The following is an 18,761-nucleotide window of genomic DNA, read 5'->3' on the forward strand; positions in this document are numbered from 1 at the left end:
TAGCATTTACCTTTGATTAATTTTCTATTTAATCCTTAAATATGCCCGGAGGGCCTTTGTACGGGCTCACCGGGCATACATCCTACAGTATATTAAATTTTCATATCATTGATTATTTATGATGTAAAGGAATCATCTTACCTACCGATGCTGCTCATACTGATTCGCTCGGCTAATGACTTGAATCGTCTGAATCTCCTGGGGTGAAAGAGACTCCACATCTCCTGCCGCAGCATTGTGACGAAGCTGATCCACAGAGCTTGCACCCGGGATAACGCAGGCTACTGCCGGATGCGCTAGTGCATACCGGATAGCCGTGTGGGATAACGTACGATCAGGAGTGAATTCCTTATTCAGCTGTTTTGTCACTTGGAGTAAATCTTCTTTTGTATAGTCAAGGTAGCCTTTCGCTGCCTTCTCTTCACTTCGATCACTCAAGATACCTTTGGCCACTGGGCCTCGGGCAATCACAGATATCCCATGCTCCGCAAGGAGTGGCAAGACTGCTTCCTCCGGCCGACGATCCAGAATGCTATACTGCATCATAACGCTAACGATATTCGATCTTTTCACGTACTCACGAATTACATTCGGGCGAATAGAGGATATACCATAATACCGGATCCAGCCTTCTTGCTTCAGCTCCTCAAATGCCTCAATCGTCTCATCTATTGGGTCATCCAACGTACCACCATGCAGTTGGTATAAGTCAATATAATCGGTTCCGAGTCGACGCATACTTTCTTTGGCTGCCGCTTTGATATATTCTTTCGATGGATCCCATACTAAGCCTTCTTGGTCAGGAATACGACGATTACCAACCTTGGTTGCAAGGATTACGTTGTTGCGGCGTCCTTTTAGTGCTTTACCGACCAGCTCTTCGTTCACTCCTGCATCATAAAGATCAGCCGTATCCAGCAGATTGATTCCCTGCTCAAGCGCCTCATGGACAAGCCGAATCGCTTGCTTCTCTTCGGTTCCTAAAGACATACATCCCAGTCCAATTTCACCCACATACAAATCTGATGAGCCAATCTGGTTTCTATTCATTGATATTGCCTCCTCTTCCCTTGTAGCTTGTGTGTATGACTTAAATCAAAATATCGATCCAAATTTTCACGGCTGTCACTGCAATCAAAACGACCAACGCATAACGGAGCATTTTCACATTCATTCTTCGGCTCAAATAAGTCCCCAGAGGAGCACCTAATAAACTGCCAATAACAGCAAATACAGCGGGCCACACCGGAATATCACCTGCTGTTAATTTCCCTGTAACCCCTCCCACCGCTGAGAGAAATACAATGGCAAGTGAGGAGGCGATGGTAATTCTCGTAGGAATCTTGAGTAAGGTCAACATAATCGGAATTAGAATAAATGCTCCTCCAGCCCCTACAATACCAGATACAATACCCACAAGGAAGGCAGCGGAAACAGCTAGGAGTACATTGTAAGTAACCTCTGTTACAGGTTTGTTCTCTGACGAGGCTTTCGCAGGAATAACCATCATCACCACGGCTATTACCGCCAGAAATCCATAAATCATATTAATGGTAGCACTATTCAGAAATGAGGAAGCGACACTACCAATTAAGCTTCCGATCAGGGTACTTAACCCCATCTGGAGTACAAGCCTTTTATGTACGAGAGAAGGGCCTCCTTTAGAGCTTATGCGGTTCGATACCATACCTGATAACGATGCAAAAAACACCTGCAACATACTAATTGAAGCGACCTCTTTTGGGGTGAAACCTGTAAAACCGAACCACTCGGGTACGTACAACAGAAGGGGAAAATTAATGATGGCGCCCCCGATACCGAGCAGTCCCGAGAAAAAAGAACCGACAAGGCCAATGCAAATCATGATGAAATACTCTAAAACCATGTTGACGATCTCCATTCGTTATTTTGTATATCCATTCAAATCCATTTCATAACTCATTATAAAGACGAAATGATAGGTAACTGATAAGCAGCTAAAGATATTATGAAATGGATTCAATTAGGCAACATTAATACTGTACTAACCAGAAATTTTGAATTATAATAAAACCTAGTAAGTTCATCGGAAAACAGGAGGTGCTTGTCATATGTTCAGTAAGTTCATATCATTGTTCCAAGACAGATGTCCTGAATGTGATCAAAAGCTCGTATCGCATTATGATCAAATGTCGCTGACTAAGCATTGTCCTGACCATCATTACAAAGAAGAAACCTACAACCATCTCGGTGTAACGATTGTATATAAATCGGATGAACAAGGTAACTGAGCATCACTTGAAAATTGACGGTACTCCTATCGTATCATAATTTCTTTGCAATCAGGTTTCTAAAAAAGACGCTGCTTGCCCAACACAAAACATAAGAAGGCTACCCATGATGAACCGGGTACCCTTCTTTTTCATATCGTCTTATTAAAGTGTATAACTCCTTCATTTTACAATGCGATACCTGGTTTATCTTTCCACAAACGCCCGGCAGCCCGCGCTAACAAAACAATGGACAACCAAGAGATGATAACAGCAATTCCTATTGTGAAAAGGATCGGGAGCATAATATCCTGATCTAGATTCAGGCTAAATGGCATAACAATCAGCCACATGAGTTGAATGATCAGGAAAAAGCGAAGACGAGTCTGCGCCGCTTGTTTTAACACAGTTTGCTTTAACCCTTCAGCCCGACACTCAATTCCTTTGCAGATACAATATCCAAGGATCATATTACCGATTAATGAAACGATCTGCATCGCTGCTTCCATCAAGGTCATATCTCCGAATGAATACATTGAAGAAGGTTGTTGCCCAAACGTTGTAAGGAACTGAATAATAGATACGATCATGACCAGCCATCCTGCCTTATTTCCGATCTCAAAATATCGATTCTCCTGCTTCAAACGATTAAAACCAGCAAGCAGCAAAATATATCCCAAAATATCCGGAAATAGATCGAAAAACTCAATCCGGATATCAATCAAGATTAGCAGAAGCCCCCACGATATCTGATAGCAAGCCTTACTCATTAGATTCCCTCCTATCTCTTACCAAATTACGAATCGCCTTTTCTGTAAAAGAAGGAGCGAATTTAATGTGTATCGTTTGGCCCCATAGCTGATCCTCTTCCATAAATTCAATTTCGAGATGAATACTATAGATATCTGCACTTATTTCTTCGGGAATATATTTATAGGAGAAGCGAATCGCATCCCCCTTATGAAACTTTTGAGGCAGTTCCAGTTCTTGAAACGGAACTCCTTCAAGCAATATTCCCCCGTCCTCACTTTCATTCATCTGAAAGGTAGTGCCAGGCGACTCCGTTATAGTGTCTATATACAGCTTCAGTTGGCCAGATTTAATTAAGGAAAGATAATTCGTTTTGATCCCCTGAAGCGATACAGGACGTTCAATTTGAACTGTATCAAACCCTGCTAAATCTGAAGAAGATCCTCCCGAGGACCAGCTTACCGGCGTGTTCTCCTTATAGATCGGAGGCTCTTGTAATCGAATCTCACCAATGTCCACTTCCTTTGACGTTCCGTCATTGAACTGAACGAATGCTGTCCGAATGATTTTCGGAGTATCAGCATCGTCCATACCCAATCCAGCAATATCCGATGGCAGAGACATAATAAATCTTCCTAACTGTTGATGGCTGTATCGCTGATAATCAGGTTGTTGTGTCGTAATCCTTATCTCGGGGAAATCAGGTATTGAAATCGAACTTACCTTCTTCTCCCCGTTCAAATCCTCAAGATAATATAAATCAAAAATATCCCCTGCTATTGCAGTCATCTCAATATGATGCTCCAAAAATAAAGGTTCCCCTAACTGCTGAGCTTTAAAGTACCACACATTTCCGATCCAGCTCGCGGCTATCATCAAAATGGCCAACATCATACCTATCCACTGTCTCTTCATTATGAATTCCTTTCCACTTGAATTTTTATCCATCTCCTATAACTAAACACTTTAGAAGAAGTTGAAGTTTGATCATGAAACCAACCCATGAATTGATGAAATAGTCTGAGGCATTTTGGGTAATGACTACCAGTACAACAAATTCGCACTAGAGGAAGGTGTAGGCGCATGAAACATCCACTGGAAGATGTATCAGAGTGGTTAAAATCCCATTCGAATCAAACAATTTTAATAAAAAAACGCGAACAAGACGACTTAGACGAGGTTCGCATGCTACTGGAGTTTATCGGCTATCGCAATGGTGATAATTGCTCCGTAGATGATTATATTGCCTGCAAAGCACTTTTACTTCATGGCAGTGGTGTAATTATTACGGACAACGAGGAGGCTCCACTTCCCGATAGTACATTTACCATTCCCGTCGACAACCTATCACGTACAGAAGTAAACGATAAACAGGTGACGCTGGAAAATGGGCGTGGGGTATATACGATTTCGGTTCATTAAGTTCAACGAATGTCTATCAAGCAAAAAACAGCCGTTGATGTTCAGGCTTTATGCCCGCCTATCAACGGCTGTTGTATTGTTTAACACAGAACTATAAATGAATGAATTTCACACCCTCTGCGTAAAAAAAACGTTGATCTGTTCACTTATTTATCTATTTTCACCGATCCAAGAGCCTCTTTTAAACTTTCTTGCTCCACACCTTCGCATAAAAGTGTTAAACTTACAGAAGATCAATATTAGAGTAGCGCGGTGAAATTCTGCACAACTAAGTTAATGTTGTGCATCTAAACCCTCTTTTGAATGGTTCTTAGGATCGTAATGACAGGATTACTTCCTGCTCTCATACTTATGATACATAGAAGCAAATGGACAGGCTGGCAGAGAATCTTCTCGGTCCCGTAGGAAATACTGCCTCCATTCGTAGTTGTCCTCGGCTCCATACATCTTTAAATCTGGATGCGGGGGTACGGGATCATAGGCGTACAGTCTTTTTCGAATCATCTGTTTAGTCTTCTCGGCCTGTAGTGGTATCGAGTTGAAATTCTCCAAGACCCATCGCGGCGTAAATGCAAGAACCATGTAAGGAAAACTTCGACTCCGCCTCAACGTATGTGCAGGAGTTCCGCAATATACGAAATAAGGTTCGCCATCATAACAATACTCCCATAAGTGATCCGAAGGGTCATAAGGTAAATGAGATGGCCAAGGCTTACGATCCATCGCAGCCGTTCGGCTAAGTAAGGACCAGAATAATCGCTCGTAATATTCTACTCCATCATTACAATGCGGCTTAGCTTCCGTATCAATAAATACGATAAGTGATGTATAAGAACCGAATGTTCTCGACTGTTCACCGAAACTTTGTAACAGATTGGCAAGCTGCTCTGCCGCATCGATTTCTTCTGTATTTCTGACAAATCCGTACCTCAGATGATTCAAGGCATATCCTTGAACGGCCGGAATACATGGAAACTTCGATTCTCGGTCTGTCATCTTTATCGTCCATTTATTTATGGCATCCAGCTGCCAAGGTTCATATATGTCAGATGTCTTGATAACATCATCAAGCATCAATGGCTTAATCATGGGCTGCCCTCCTCTTCTTACAGATTATAAAAAAGAGGAGAATGGGTGACTGTCCCTCGGCATTTTTCAGAAAATAAATAACCGCTTTGTCGTTTTAGTCTCTATTTTAGAATATCGTTTCATTAAACTCTTACTTTCTGCTATCTTAATTAGAGATACTCGGAATCATTCATTCAAATATATCTGGGCAATGCCCTTAATTACCATAGAGAGGAATTCTTCTACATTATGTCTAAACCCCTTTTAACAGAAAAGATTCAGACGGTCCCTTCCAAAAAGCCAAAACCTTCATCGCCACCTGTACGTGTATTTGCACTTGGAGGTCTCGGTGAAATCGGTAAGAATATGTATGGTGTTGAATTTAAGAATGAAATTATTATTATTGATGCAGGTCTCAAGTTCCCTGACGCTGAGATGAGCGGCGTAGATTATATCATTCCGGATATCCGGTACCTGATTGATAATAAACATAAGATCAAGGGTCTATTCCTAACACACGGTCACGAAGATCATATTGGGGCCATTCCTTATGTGCTGCGTCAGATTCAAATGCCAATCTACGGTGGCCCGTTAACCATTGGGCTTGTTCGAGCTAAACTGGAAGAGCATCGTCTACTGGATCAAAGTGATCTACGCGTGTTCCATGAAAGTGAAACCATCTCTTTCAAATATCTTTCTGTCCACTTCTTCCGGACAACCCACAGCATTCCGGATGCATACGGCATTGTCGTGGAAACACCATATGGTCCAATCGTTCACACGGGGGACTTCAAATTCGATTTCACACCACAGGATCGACCTGCAGATTTGCACAAAATTATGAGCATTGGTCAACGTGGCGTGCTTGCCCTACTTGCGGACAGCACGAATAGTGAGCGTGAAGGCTTCACACCTTCTGAACGAACTGTCGGCGAATCTATTTTGAAGCAGTTCCAGGAATGTCCGGGTCGAATTTTATTCGCCACATTTGCTTCGAATGTACACCGTCTCCAACAGGTTGTAGACGCAGCTATTCAGACGAACCGAAAGATTGCTATCGTTGGTCGCAGTATGGAAAAAGTATTCACGATCGGACAGGAACTTGGATACATTCGTGTACCGGACGGGATGATCATTGATGTGAAAGCTGTTAACCGCTACCGTGACGAGCAGGTTCTCATCATCTGTACAGGAAGTCAGGGAGAGCCGAATGCGGCACTCACTCGAATTGCATCAGGTGCGCATCGTTCCATTCAAATCCATCCGGACGATACAGTCATCTTCTCATCATCTCCTATTCCAGGGAATACGCAAAACGTTAACCGCAGTATCGATCTATTGATGCGTGCAGGCGCGGAAGTTCGCTACGGTTCTGTGCTGGACATCCATACGTCAGGACACGGCTGTCGGGAAGATTTGAAGTTAATGCTGAGTAGCTTGCGTCCGAAGTATTTCATTCCCATTCACGGTGAATATCGGATGATGCTCAATCATCGTCACTTGGCTGTACAAGTCGGTGTTAAAGAGAATCATATCTACCTTATGAATATCGGAAATACGCTTTCTTTGTTCCGTAACGGAGCGCGTAAAGGCCGTAATATTCCTTCTGGTGATGTATATATCAATAACGGTGAGCTTCGCGTACATGAAAAAGAACTGCTTGAGGAACGTGTCCAGCTCGCACATGACGGTGTAGTAATCGTTGCGATTACAATTAACCCGGAGACACGAAAGTTACTTGCTGGACCTGAACTCATTACACGGGGTTTTGTATACATGCAAGATTCCAAACCTCTGCTGCGTAGAGCAGAAGCTATGCTGCGCAAGCAGCTGAATAAGACTGGTGAGCAGCGTGAATATGACCGTGCAGCATGGGAACACCTTACTACCACGTCTTTGACCCGTTATTTCAAAAGAGAACTCGGACGCAGTCCATACATTATGCCTTCCATCATGGAAGTATAAGAACGATAAGCCAAACGTACAGAGGGGCAGCCCTATGGTCGAATCACGACCATAGGGCTGCCCCTCTTCATTGTAGATTTCTACTCATGAATGAGCTAATCGGCTAGCTCCCTGCCTTTTGTCTCTTTACCCAGAAGCATCACGCCAATCGCACCTACCAGTATCGTAATGAAGAACATGACGAAAATGGCTTCAATACTCGTTCCATTTCCTTTCAATACCCCAACCAATAACGGCGCAATCACACCACCGACCCGTCCAAAAGATGTTGCAAGTCCAACACCGGTTGAGCGTACACGAGTCGGATACAGCTCCGGACTATAGGCATACAATCCGCCCCAAGCTCCCAGATTAAAGAACGATAAACTTATACCGGCAGCAAGCAGCATACCCACGGAATCCGCATATCCGAACCATATTGCACTGAGCGCAGTACAGATCAAATAGGTAACCAGCACGAATTTCCGCCCAAACTTCTCAATGAAATAAGCAGCGGTGAAATAACCTGGCAGTTGTGCAATTGTCATAATGAGTACATACTGAAAGCTTTTGACCAGACTAAAGCCCTTATCTACCATCACGGTCGGCAACCATAAGAACATTCCGTAGTATGAGAAAACAACCGTAAACCATAGCACCCATAACATAATTGTCGTCTTGCGATGCTCTTTAGACCAGACTGACTTAATTCGCTCTTGGACAGACAGCTTAACGGCTTTCTTCTGCTGAAGATATCTAGGCGAGTCTTCAATAGCCCGGCGTAAGTAAAGCGCATAAAATGCAGGCAAAGCTCCAATCACAAACGCCATCTTCCATCCAAAATGCGGTATTACAAAGTAAGCAATCAGCGCGGATAGAATCCAGCCTGCTGCCCAGAAGCTTTCAAGGAGTACAACCGCCCTTCCCCGCTCCTCCACAGGCATACTCTCAGATACTAGCGTGGAGGCTACCGGCAATTCCCCTCCGAGACCGACTCCCGCGATAAATCGGAACACACACAGCATTGCAAACCCCGTCGCAAGCGCAGATAGTCCGCTAGCGGCTGAAAAGATAAGCAGAGTCCACAATAAAATATTCTTTCGTCCATACTTATCTGCAAAAAAACCAGCGAGTGCCGCTCCGAATACCATTCCTATGGACGTGGTACTTGTCAGTAGACCCACCTGCTGTGGGCTTAGCGACCACTCTGTAGCCAGCGCAGCTACAACAAAAGAAATCATACCTACGTCCATTGCATCAAACATCCAGCTTAGGCCCGCACTGAAGAGCAGTTTTCGCCGTTTGGGATCCTTCATCAATTGAGTACGACTCATGAACAGCCCTCCTTCGTTCTATATCTTTCTACTGTAGGTATAAGGGTACATCTGGTCAAGAGTTTTATCATTCCTTCTATATGTACAATCCAGTATTCATTACTTCGGCATATGTACGAGTGGTAATGTAATTTCTATGATGGTCCCCTCATTCGGCTTACTTGACACTGCCACCTGTCCGTAATGATTTTCAACCATCTTCTTACTGATCATGAAACCGAGACCGGTCCCCTTTTCTTTCGTTGTGTAAAATGGCTCTCCAAGCCGGGCCAGAATCGCCTCCGGAATTCCGCAGCCTTCATCTATAAACTTAATAACCACTTGATTCATACTACAGCACTCCATATGTATGGTGAGGCTTCCTCCACGTGGCATGGATTCTACTGCATTTTTAATAAAATTAATAAACACCTGCTTCATTTGACTCTCAACACAGTACACATAGCATGGCTCAGGTCCAAGGATCGTTATGATTTCCACATTATTGAGGATGGCCTGCGTATTAAGAAGCGGAATAACCTGTTCAAGAAGAAGACGTATATCTTTCCGTTCAAATTTAATACTCTGAGGCTTAGCTAAAATCAATAGTTCGCCAAGGATCAACTCAATTCGTTCGATTTCAGAAGAAATGATGTCAAAATACTCCTCTTTACTTCTTGAGCCCGAACGCATAAGCTGAACAAAGCCTTTGATTGATGTCATCGGATTTCGAATTTCATGTGCTATACCTGCGGCCAGTTGTCCAGCCATCGATAGCTTGTCCGACTGAATCATCATTTCTTCGGCGTATGAATCCGCTCTTTTTTGAGCCGTTAGATCCGTTAAATACACGACAAATCCACCGAGTCTCCCTTCATCATTCTTCACACCAGAAAGTGTGCAAGATACCCATAAGGTATGACCCAGTGTATGGAGAAGCTTTAACTCAACTTGGTAGGTGGACTGCTTGCCTTTAAACAAATTTGAAAAATGATTATTGACTAGCGGAGCATCATCGGGATGAATCCACTCGTGTATGGAATGATTCATTAGATCATCCTCACCACATCCAACCAATAAACATATGGCAGGGTTAACCTTAATAATTCTTCCCTCGGAGTTAATGAATACCGTTCCAATCGGTGCTTTATCTATAGCCTGAACCATAATATGATTGCTCAGACTCGTGCCATTTGTCATTGTACGACTTTCCCCCAATCCTTCGTGTACAGCATTGTTGATACAATTCTAGCAGGGGATTCTATTCTCCTTCAAACAAGTGTAACAGCTGAAATTTTTATCATAAATCGTCGTATTTTTATGTCTTTTCATCTTTATTGTCTACTTATCCGGGACGTACTTTTTTCATGAACCCAATCCTATCTATTTTGAAAAAAATTGGTTTATTTTAACTTGAATAGGTGGCTCTTTTCGTTTATTGTGGAAGAAGCAAGCATATTATGAAAGTATAGGTATGACCGTTAACAAAGGAGTTTGCGAGTATGTATACGGAACAAAATATTTGGATCGTGCTTACGGGCACGGGAACCTGGTTCAGCAGGATGATCCAATGCTTTACGAATGCCCCGCTGAATCATGCATCTATCGCGTTTGATTCCGATCTGCATGAAGTTTACAGCTTCGGTCGTAAACAAGCGAACAACCCGTTCAATGGTGGTTTGGTACGCGAGAATTTAAGAACCCCCTTTTTTTACACCTCCGATTGTGCGATCTACCGCTGCACTGTCAGCGCAGATGATTACCAGCGCATGTACAACTTAGTTAAGGAAATGATGTGCGATCAGGATCGCTACAAGTACAACTTGCTTGGGCTGCTTGGTATCTTATTCAGACTTCATATTGATCGTGCAGATGCCTACTTCTGTTCTCACTTCGTAGCAACGGTCTTCGAAAGAGCCGGACTACATCCGGTGAATAAACCTCCTCACTTGGTCACTCCAGAGGACTTTACGAATTCAACGCAATTAAATGAAGTATACCGTGGACCTCTACATCACTACTTATCCGATATGGTTAATCCTTCGCTTTGCTCTCCAACCTTCCATCCTGTAACAGTCCCAAAAGAAAGAGGGAAAATATTCAGATTTGGAAAAACAGGTTAATAACGCTGCATCCACAGCTTCACCATACGAATAGAACGGGAGATATGCCTAATTAGGTAATCTCCTGTTTTTTCGTTTATGGCGGTAATTAAAAAAGCAGCCGAATTTGGCTGCTTCTTCGTGTTATATAAACAATACATGTTAAAGGTATCTCTTTAGTAATATTTACGCTGAAGGGGTTTGCTGATCAGAAATCGTTACCTCCGAAGCAGGTTGAGCCGTTTCAGCCTGGATCGCCTCACTCCGTTTGCGTTTACGTCTCCGGTTCCAATACACACCTATCAGCAGTAACGGTACTGCAATAATAAAAATGTACAGAGACACGTTCTTGACCATCCCCTCTGCTGATCTTCCGTACAAGTAGAACAGAATCCCAACAACATAGAACTTAGTGGCTCTCCCAATAGCAGCATACGCGATCAGGCGCCATAGTGGAAAATTTAAGCAACCGGACAAGATCGTAAATACCTTAAATGGAATAGGTGTAAAAGACCCCACCAGAATAGCAGCCTCACCGTTCTTCTGAAATCTCTCGGTAGCAGCATCGATCCATTCTTTTTTCAATATTTTATATAGTACCGACTTACCAAGCAATTTACCGATCATGTAACCGACAGGGGTACCTAACAAACAGCCGATAAATCCAGCGGTAGCCAGCCAAAGAGCCGTTGACGGATTAAGTAAACTTAAAGAAACTTGAAGAAAGAATGCAGGAATCGGAAAAATCACAGCATCCAAAAATGAATGAATAAACAATCCCCATGGACCAAACTTCATTAAAAAATCCAACACATCCTGAAACATATCCCAACCCCTAAACATTTTCTCAAGTCCCCAGAAGACCCTTTTTTTGAATTATATCACATTATGATGAATCAAGGCGCCTAACATCTCAATCACGCATGAATAAAGGCTTGTACATCCATGGTAAATACAAAAAAAGCTTTCCCGTAGTAGAAAATCCACTTACGAGAAAGCTCTGTCTATTGTTCATGTAGACATCATTCTGCCATAGGCTACTTCGCTTAAATTCATTACTTACTGCGGTGAGCTGAGTGACGTGTCGGTCCAACAAACTCGTTTAATTTGAATCCATTAGCAATCGCTTGGGTAATGAAGGATTTCGCTTGCTGTACGGATTCACGTACCGTAAGTCCTTTTGCGAGACCAGCTGTCACTGCTGCAGATGAAGTACAACCTGCACCGTGCGTATACTGAGTAACCACGGCATCCGCTTCAAACCACTCGAAGTTAGTACCATCATACAGCAGATCCATCGCCTTGCCTTCTTTGATTTTACCTCTGTCCTTAATCAGAACGTTCTTCGCTCCCAAGCTGTGAATTACAGCAGCAGCTTCTTGCATCTGCTCCAGGCTCTTGATTGGACCGGATTTCGCAAGCTGGGAGGCTTCGAATAAATTCGGTGTCACCAAGTCTGCCCGTGGAAGAAGGAATTCAATCATCGCTTCCGTATTCTCAGGCTGAAGTACTTCATCGGTTCCTTTACATACCATAACAGGATCAATAACAACCCGCTTCAGGTTAAAGCGATCCATATACTGTGACACAAGCTCTATAATATCAACGGAACCAAGCATACCGGTCTTCATGGCATCTATACCGATTCCTTCAATTACGGTCTTAAGCTGCGTTTCCACAACATCAAGTGCTACCGGGAATACCTGGTGGTTCCATGTCTTCGGCTCCATGCACACAATGGTCGTGAGTGCTGTCATACCATATACATCAAACTCCTGAAAAGTTTTCAGGTCCGCTTGAATACCAGCACCACCACTCGTATCCGAACCAGCTATCGTCAATGCTTTTTTTATCGTCATGTCCATTATCCCTTCATACGTAAAATTGATTCTATTATAACGTCTGGAAACTACAAGTACTATACTAAAAACCAGAAAAGTATTTACACGTTCTGCTCTGTCAGAACGAGTGGGCCATCCTTCGTAATCGCAAGCGTGTGCTCATATTGTGCCGACAATTTACCATCAATCGTCCTTGCAGTCCAACCATCTGCATCGATCTTCGTGCCATATGAACCGAGATTCAGCATCGGCTCAATCGTAATAACCATGCCCTCTTTCAAGCGGGTCCCACGATGCGGAGGTCCATAATGAGGAACTTGCGGCTCTTCGTGCATATCCTCTCCAATACCATGGCCAATAAAATCACGTACGACAGACAAGTTCTCCGATTCAGCAAAGGTCTGTATGGCATTCGAAATATCCCCGATACGATTCCCGATCACCGCTTGCTCAATACCAAGATACAGTGCTTTTTTCGTTACGTCTAACAGATGCTGTGCTTCTTCAGATATATTGCCAACGGCATAAGACCATGCGGAATCCGCTAGCCATCCATTTAATTTCACAACCATATCAATCGTTACAATGTCCCCATCCTTTAGTGGTACATCGCTAGGGAATCCGTGACAGATCACATCATTTACCGATGCGCAAGTCGCATAAGGATATCCATTATAACCCTTTTGTTCCGGATGAGCTCCATGCTCTGCAAGAAATTTCTCGACAAACTGATCGATCTCCATCGTGGTCACGCCGGGCTTAATCATCCCAGCAATACGCCGGTGACATTCTGCAAGTAACTTCCCTGCCTCATTCATTGCGGCAATCTGTTCTTTCGTCTTGATGATAATCATTTCTGCACCCCTATTCTCTTTATTCTCGCACAAAAGTTCAAAAAAGCCTTACAGGCCAGTTATCTCGAGTACAGGCACTTGCCTATCCCGAAACAATCGGCCAATAAGGCTGATTCATTAATAACAAGGTATTGCCTGACATTAACATTCTACTCCTGTATGGGAGTATCCACAACATGCATGCACTTATAAAAAATATTACCTTGCATCCTCATGTCTAATCAGGACTCTAGCTGCTTCTGTTCAGATTTCGTCATGTCACTCTTATCCTTCGAGAGGAAAAAGCCAAGAACCGCAATCAATATTAGTACACCCCAGAAGGTAAGTTTCCACCCTGTGCTTTTCGGAAAAGTCTTCTCAAGAACACCGATCTCAGGGTGAGCGAGTGTGTATATAGCAAGCTTAACACCAACCCATCCAACAATCAGGAATGCTGCTGTTTCAAGACCTGGCTTCCGTTCCAGCAATTTGACAAAATACGTTGCCGCGAAACGCATAATAATGAGACCAATAATACCTCCGGCAAAAATAACGAGGAACTGTCCTCCATCCATTCCACCAATTTGCGGTAAACTTGTTGCTGGCAATGTTAATGCAAGCGCAACGGCTGCCAAGATCGCATCCACTGCAAAAGCGATATCTGCAAGCTCTACTTTAAGTACAGTGACCCAGAATTTCTCGTCTTTTTTCACGGCTTCTTTCATATGGGCCTGCTTCTTCACAAACAATTGTTTTATGATGTGATTGATACTAATGTACAACAAGTATACGGCTCCTAAAGCCTGAACGTACCAAACATCGGCCAAATACGAAATAATGAAAAGCGAGGCAAAACGAAATACAAATGCCCCAGCCAAGCCATAAAACAATGCCTTCTTTCTCTTTTTCTCCGGAAGATGCTTGACCATGATCGACATGACAAGTGCATTATCCGCAGCGAGGATTCCCTCCAAACCGATTAACACCAATAGAACCCACAAGTACTCTAGCAACAATCCCGTATCCAATAGCATTCTTCCCTTCTATGATATGATCCGAACACTTCGGTTCAAGGGAACAAAAAAAATACCCTTACCCCAAAGTCGGTGGTAAAGGTATTATCCGTAGGCGCAAAGCAGGAATAGGTACCTTTACCGTTTAACGGCAAAGGTCTCGCAAACAACTTTCGTTGCCAACAAAGCCGGAGACACGAATGTCACGTAATGACGACTTTATTGTAGAGCTACTCCCCTTCACTAATTAAGAGCATTATAGCATTCTTCCTTGTGTTCTGCCAATAGTAACAATTAAAATTTTACACTTCTTCCGCAGGGATCAATTCATATAGGTCTTCGACCCGGCAGCCGATTGTGTTCGCAATAGATATAGCAACCTTTAAAGGCATCATTCTCTTATTGTCAGAATAATCAGATAACCGTTCGGGTTTATACTGTAATGTTCGGGAGAGATCTGTCGTGGACATCCCCGCCTTCATCAGCATCTCATTCAACAGACAGCGGCCAAGATCAACCTTCATTTCTATCCCTCACTTCCTCCGAGTCTATAAACACATTATAGACGCTTGCCCCTTCTCTTAATCCGAACATACAAGAGTACAGTAATACACATCACAACTGTAATGATCAGTGCGGTCACAATAAAACGGATTGGCAGGCTATCATTTGTGCTTCCAGTATCAGAATGACTCGTAGGCTTGATATGACTGGAAGGCGCGTATCCTTCTCCAAGTGCTGTAATCTCCTTCTCGGCCTTGGATACAGGTTTATTGCCCTCGCACACCCCCGTCTCAAGCCGATCAGGCTTTCCGTAGGCAAATACAATGAACTCCTGATCCAGCGCAAAACCTCCATAACCACAACTAGCCCCATCCATTGCCGTATATACATCCGTTTCCTTTCCAAGCTCACCTTTCCACACTTTAGCTACCTCTAAGGTGATTTTGACAGGTGCAGCCGAAGATATGCTTCCGTTTTCTTCTGGTTTAGGCTGTTCAATCCTTATCACTTTCCCTGTGAACACAGCTGTTTTACGCTGCAAATTTTCCTCGACACTTGGCGGTTCAGCACATGAACAAGCAAGTGCCTCTGAAGGTTTGATAACATATGCACTCACGAATAGAAACACGCAGCATATGAACAGAAATAATGAACGCTTCCTCATCATAATCACCTCATTATTTCTGACGTTAATTGATGTTATTAGTTGCAGCACCTTCATCTCAGATGCTCTTACATCGAACATAATAATTTTTTGATAGGGTATGTTTCTTACGTGTATTAACCACAAAAAGGCCCTCCCTGTAACTGCATAAAGCGGTAGGGAGAGCCGTCTCTACTTGTGGATTCAGCACAATAAGGACATTACTTAAACTTAGGTAGCCAGTTTCCATGCGCTTCAATGAGGTCATCACACAGAGCTGTAATATCGTCTAGCGATAGTTCGGCTGCTGTATGCGGATCTAACATCGCAGCATGATAGATATGCTCTTTTTTGCCGGTAAGGGCCGCTTCAATTGTGAGCAGCTGAGTATTGATATTCGTACGGTTTAATGCTGCCAACTGCGGTGGCAGATCACCTACATACGTTGGTGTAATGCCTGATGAATCAACTAAACATGGTACTTCAACGCAGGCTTCCTTCGGCAGATTCGTAATTAGGCCTGTGTTCATGACATTACCGCCGATTTTGAAAGGAATATTCGTCTCCATAGCTTCCATGATGTAGGAAGCGTACTCGTGGGAACGGGTGTGCTCGATACTCTGACTTTCGAACAGTTTCCCACGCATTTCCTTCCAGCCGTTAATCTGATTCACACACCGACGTGGATATTCATCAAGAGGAATATTAAGCTGCTCGATCAATTCTGGATAGTTACGCTTAATAAAGTAAGGATGGTACTCCGCATTGTGCTCAGATGATTCTGTCACATAATAACCGAAGCGAAGCATGAGCTCGAAGCGAACCATATCATGATGCTTCTCCTTCTGCTTCTCGATAGCACGGCGTTTGATTTCTGGATAAAGATCGATTCCGTCTTTTTTCACTTCCAGAAGCCACGCCATATGGTTAATACCCGCGATTTTGGACTCTACACCACGCTGATCCATATCTAGCGCTCTGAACAGTTCTGATACGCAGTGCTGAACACTGTGACACAGACCAACCGTCTTCACACCACCCGCTGTATTCATAACATTCGTTAGAACCGCCATCGGATTCGTATAGTTCAGGAACCAAGCATCTGGGCACACTTCCTGCATATCCCGGGCAAAATCGAGCATCACTGGAATCGTACGAAGGTTACGGAAAATGCCGCCAATCCCAACCGTATCCGCAATCGTCTGACGCAAGCCGTATTTTTTAGGAATTTCAAAATCTGTAATCGTACATGGATCGTATCCGCCAACCTGAATGGCATTAATAACATATTTAGCGCCACGTAAAGCTTCCTTCCGGTCTGAATACGCTTTGATGACACAAGTGCTGCCAAGCGTACTCTTAATGCTGTTAAGCAACCGCTCGGAATCTTGCAGCCGCTCAGGATCAATATCGAATAAAGCAAGTTCGAATCCTTGCAACGCAGGTGTTGACATGACATCTCCAAGCACATTTTTGACAAATACAGTACTGCCTGCACCAATAAACGTTATTTTAGACATGAATGATTCCTCCTAGAATTCTGGGCTTCAACTTGATCTAACTATACCTGTACTCCAGCCTAAAAAACATGGAGAAACCCCATCAATACATGTCATAATCCCATTTCCGTATCTCTTTTTCACTTATTTCAGGTCGTTTTACATAGAATAATATTAGTATTCAAGCATCGTAAAGGAGAACTCGCTCTGATAGAAAGTCTGCTAAATGAACAGCTTCAACACGATCCTGAGCACCAGCACGCTCAATCCCCCACTTCATCTGCAGCAAGCACCCTGGATTCGAGGTGATTACCACTTCGGCCTTGGTGTCTTTCACATGCTCCATCTTATGGTCCAGTAAATCCATCGACATCTCAGGCTGCGTCATATTGTAAATCCCTGCCGAGCCGCAGCAGACCTCTGCTCCCTGAAGCTCGCATAGACTTACGCCATCTAACTGATGAATTAAATCCCGAGGCTGTCCCTGGACATGCATCACATTCCGAAGGTGGCAGGAATCTTGATAGGTCACCCTCACTGATGTCTTCTGATGCGCATAATCTTCAAGCGGTACAAGTGGACGACCGATATCTCTTAGCAGCTCGGAAATATCTTTCACCTGACCAGCAAACATATTTGCCTGTGTGCGAATCTGAGAGTCTTCATCGTCCTTCATTAGGTGATCGTACTCTTTGAGAAGTGCTCCACAACCTCCGGCATTGCTGGCGATATAGTCCACATCCGCTTCTTGAAAGGCTGCTAGATTCTGACTGGCTAAATTTCGCGCATCATCCATCTCACCGGCATGAGCATGCAGCGCTCCACAGCATACCTGAGCGTCAGGAATTACCACTTCGAAGCCAGCCTGGCGCAGCAGGCGAACTGTATTCACATTCGTCTTCGCAAACATTACATCCATAATGCAGCCCCGGAACATGCCTATCCTCGATACTTTTTCGCCTACCGCCGGAATGATCAGCATGTCGGTTCCGGATGTGGTTTTCTCCGTATGCACAGGGAAGCCCGCCTTTTTCCACAGATCCACAAGCCCATCCCCCGTTACCGTAGGAAGCACGCTCTCCAGCTGCTGAAGATGCTTCGGGAATATATTCATCGCACCGGATGAACGAGCAAATCTCTGTAAGCCTGAAGTCTGATACAATTTGAGCGTCTTTCCCATAAAACGAAGGCGACCCTTATGCGGAAAAATCCCTCGAAGGAATGTCTTTCGGACAAGCTTCACGGGTAGGGAAAATTCCTTCTCTTTCGCAATCGCTTCCCTTGTCTGTTCGATAAGCTGCCCATATTTCACATCAGATGGACATGCAGGCTCACAGGCTCGGCAGCCTAGACACAGATCCATCTGGCTCTGGAAAGCCTCGTCAGGTTCCATAACGCCGTCCACGACCGCTTTCATCAGCGCAATTCGCCCCCTTGGGGATGCCGCTTCAAGTCCTGTCTCCAGAAAGGTAGGACAAGCCATCTGACAAAAGCCACAGCGCATGCAGTTGGTTAGCTGCTCTTCATCGAGCGTCAGCTTCATACGCTGCGCAAGCGCTCCGCGTGATTTCTCCATTCCC

General features: G+C 43.9%; 19 protein-coding genes. 4 read left to right on the plus strand and 15 right to left on the minus strand.

The features are described 5' to 3' along the window. Positions 1 to 141 precede the first annotated feature (141 nt). A complete protein-coding gene (locus AC3WJJ_RS23925; protein WP_492544478.1) occupies positions 142 to 1,050 on the minus strand; it encodes an aldo/keto reductase in 909 nt (302 codons plus the stop codon). A 40-nt stretch (positions 1,051 to 1,090) separates the two neighbouring features. Next, positions 1,091 to 1,900: a sulfite exporter TauE/SafE family protein gene (locus AC3WJJ_RS23930; protein WP_492544480.1), complete on the minus strand. Its 810-nt coding sequence runs from the start codon at positions 1,898 to 1,900 to the stop codon at positions 1,091 to 1,093. A gap of 190 nt (positions 1,901 to 2,090) precedes the next feature. Between AC3WJJ_RS23930 and AC3WJJ_RS23935 the strand changes: the two genes are divergently transcribed. Continuing rightward, entirely contained in the window at positions 2,091 to 2,270 is a 180-nt protein-coding gene (locus tag AC3WJJ_RS23935; protein WP_492544482.1) for a hypothetical protein, read from the plus strand. Positions 2,271 to 2,437: 167 nt separating this feature from the next. Here AC3WJJ_RS23935 and AC3WJJ_RS23940 read toward each other — a convergent pair whose 3' ends face one another. Next, positions 2,438 to 3,019 carry a hypothetical protein gene (locus tag AC3WJJ_RS23940; RefSeq protein ID WP_492544484.1) on the minus strand — a complete coding sequence of 194 codons (582 nt, stop codon included), beginning with the start codon at positions 3,017 to 3,019 and terminating at the stop codon, positions 2,438 to 2,440. Continuing rightward, positions 3,012 to 3,914 carry a hypothetical protein gene (locus AC3WJJ_RS23945; protein WP_492544486.1) on the minus strand — a complete coding sequence of 301 codons (903 nt, stop codon included), beginning with the start codon at positions 3,912 to 3,914 and terminating at the stop codon, positions 3,012 to 3,014. Before AC3WJJ_RS23945 ends, AC3WJJ_RS23940 begins: the two co-directional genes overlap by 8 nt. A gap of 168 nt (positions 3,915 to 4,082) precedes the next feature. Between AC3WJJ_RS23945 and ymzB the strand changes: the two genes are divergently transcribed. After that, positions 4,083 to 4,421: a protein YmzB gene (ymzB, locus tag AC3WJJ_RS23950; RefSeq protein ID WP_492544488.1), complete on the plus strand. Its 339-nt coding sequence runs from the start codon at positions 4,083 to 4,085 to the stop codon at positions 4,419 to 4,421. Between the two features lie 330 nt (positions 4,422 to 4,751). Here the strand turns inward: ymzB and AC3WJJ_RS23955 are convergent, their stop codons facing one another. Further along, positions 4,752 to 5,510, minus strand: a complete 759-nt coding sequence (locus tag AC3WJJ_RS23955) for a YqcI/YcgG family protein (protein WP_492544490.1) — start codon at positions 5,508 to 5,510, stop codon at positions 4,752 to 4,754. A gap of 228 nt (positions 5,511 to 5,738) precedes the next feature. On the opposite strand from AC3WJJ_RS23955, the gene rnjA reads away from it, so the two are divergent. Next, positions 5,739 to 7,454: a ribonuclease J1 gene (gene rnjA, locus AC3WJJ_RS23960; protein WP_422658374.1), complete on the plus strand. Its 1,716-nt coding sequence runs from the start codon at positions 5,739 to 5,741 to the stop codon at positions 7,452 to 7,454. 95 nt (positions 7,455 to 7,549) lie between these two features. Here the strand turns inward: rnjA and AC3WJJ_RS23965 are convergent, their stop codons facing one another. Further along, entirely contained in the window at positions 7,550 to 8,767 is a 1,218-nt protein-coding gene (locus AC3WJJ_RS23965) for an MFS transporter (protein WP_492544493.1), read from the minus strand. Positions 8,768 to 8,866: 99 nt separating this feature from the next. Next, complete coding sequence (locus tag AC3WJJ_RS23970) at positions 8,867 to 9,946, minus strand: ATP-binding protein (RefSeq protein WP_492544495.1); 1,080 nt, start codon at positions 9,944 to 9,946, stop codon at positions 8,867 to 8,869. Between the two features lie 302 nt (positions 9,947 to 10,248). On the opposite strand from AC3WJJ_RS23970, the gene AC3WJJ_RS23975 reads away from it, so the two are divergent. Further along, the gene (locus AC3WJJ_RS23975; protein ID WP_492544497.1) at positions 10,249 to 10,869 is read left to right on the plus strand and encodes a hypothetical protein; all 621 of its coding nucleotides are present in this window, start codon (positions 10,249 to 10,251) and stop codon (positions 10,867 to 10,869) included. A 165-nt stretch (positions 10,870 to 11,034) separates the two neighbouring features. Here the strand turns inward: AC3WJJ_RS23975 and AC3WJJ_RS23980 are convergent, their stop codons facing one another. The 8 genes from AC3WJJ_RS23980 to AC3WJJ_RS24015 form a co-directional block, all read right to left on the minus strand. Continuing rightward, positions 11,035 to 11,673 carry a YqaA family protein gene (locus AC3WJJ_RS23980; protein WP_492544499.1) on the minus strand — a complete coding sequence of 213 codons (639 nt, stop codon included), beginning with the start codon at positions 11,671 to 11,673 and terminating at the stop codon, positions 11,035 to 11,037. 230 nt (positions 11,674 to 11,903) lie between these two features. After that, positions 11,904 to 12,707, minus strand: coding sequence for a pyridoxine/pyridoxal/pyridoxamine kinase (gene pdxK, locus AC3WJJ_RS23985; RefSeq protein ID WP_422658379.1), 804 nt, complete (start codon positions 12,705 to 12,707; stop codon positions 11,904 to 11,906). An 83-nt stretch (positions 12,708 to 12,790) separates the two neighbouring features. Then, a complete protein-coding gene (gene map / locus AC3WJJ_RS23990; RefSeq protein ID WP_492544502.1) occupies positions 12,791 to 13,543 on the minus strand; it encodes a type I methionyl aminopeptidase in 753 nt (250 codons plus the stop codon). Between the two features lie 221 nt (positions 13,544 to 13,764). Continuing rightward, positions 13,765 to 14,550: a TerC family protein gene (locus AC3WJJ_RS23995; RefSeq protein ID WP_492544613.1), complete on the minus strand. Its 786-nt coding sequence runs from the start codon at positions 14,548 to 14,550 to the stop codon at positions 13,765 to 13,767. A 287-nt stretch (positions 14,551 to 14,837) separates the two neighbouring features. Then, positions 14,838 to 15,059, minus strand: coding sequence for a helix-turn-helix domain-containing protein (locus tag AC3WJJ_RS24000; protein WP_492544504.1), 222 nt, complete (start codon positions 15,057 to 15,059; stop codon positions 14,838 to 14,840). Positions 15,060 to 15,094: 35 nt separating this feature from the next. Further along, positions 15,095 to 15,703 (minus strand): hypothetical protein, encoded by a 609-nt coding sequence (locus tag AC3WJJ_RS24005; protein ID WP_492544506.1) that lies wholly within the window; start codon positions 15,701 to 15,703, stop codon positions 15,095 to 15,097. 200 nt (positions 15,704 to 15,903) lie between these two features. Continuing rightward, positions 15,904 to 17,202, minus strand: coding sequence for an alpha-glucosidase/alpha-galactosidase (locus AC3WJJ_RS24010; protein ID WP_492544508.1), 1,299 nt, complete (start codon positions 17,200 to 17,202; stop codon positions 15,904 to 15,906). Positions 17,203 to 17,362: 160 nt separating this feature from the next. Next, on the minus strand, positions 17,363 to 18,757 hold the full coding sequence (locus AC3WJJ_RS24015; RefSeq protein ID WP_492544510.1) for a (Fe-S)-binding protein: 1,395 nt from the start codon (positions 18,755 to 18,757) through the stop codon (positions 17,363 to 17,365). Positions 18,758 to 18,761 lie beyond the last annotated feature (4 nt).

It is taken from the genome of Paenibacillus sp. FW507-14B1B (assembly GCF_058781425.1).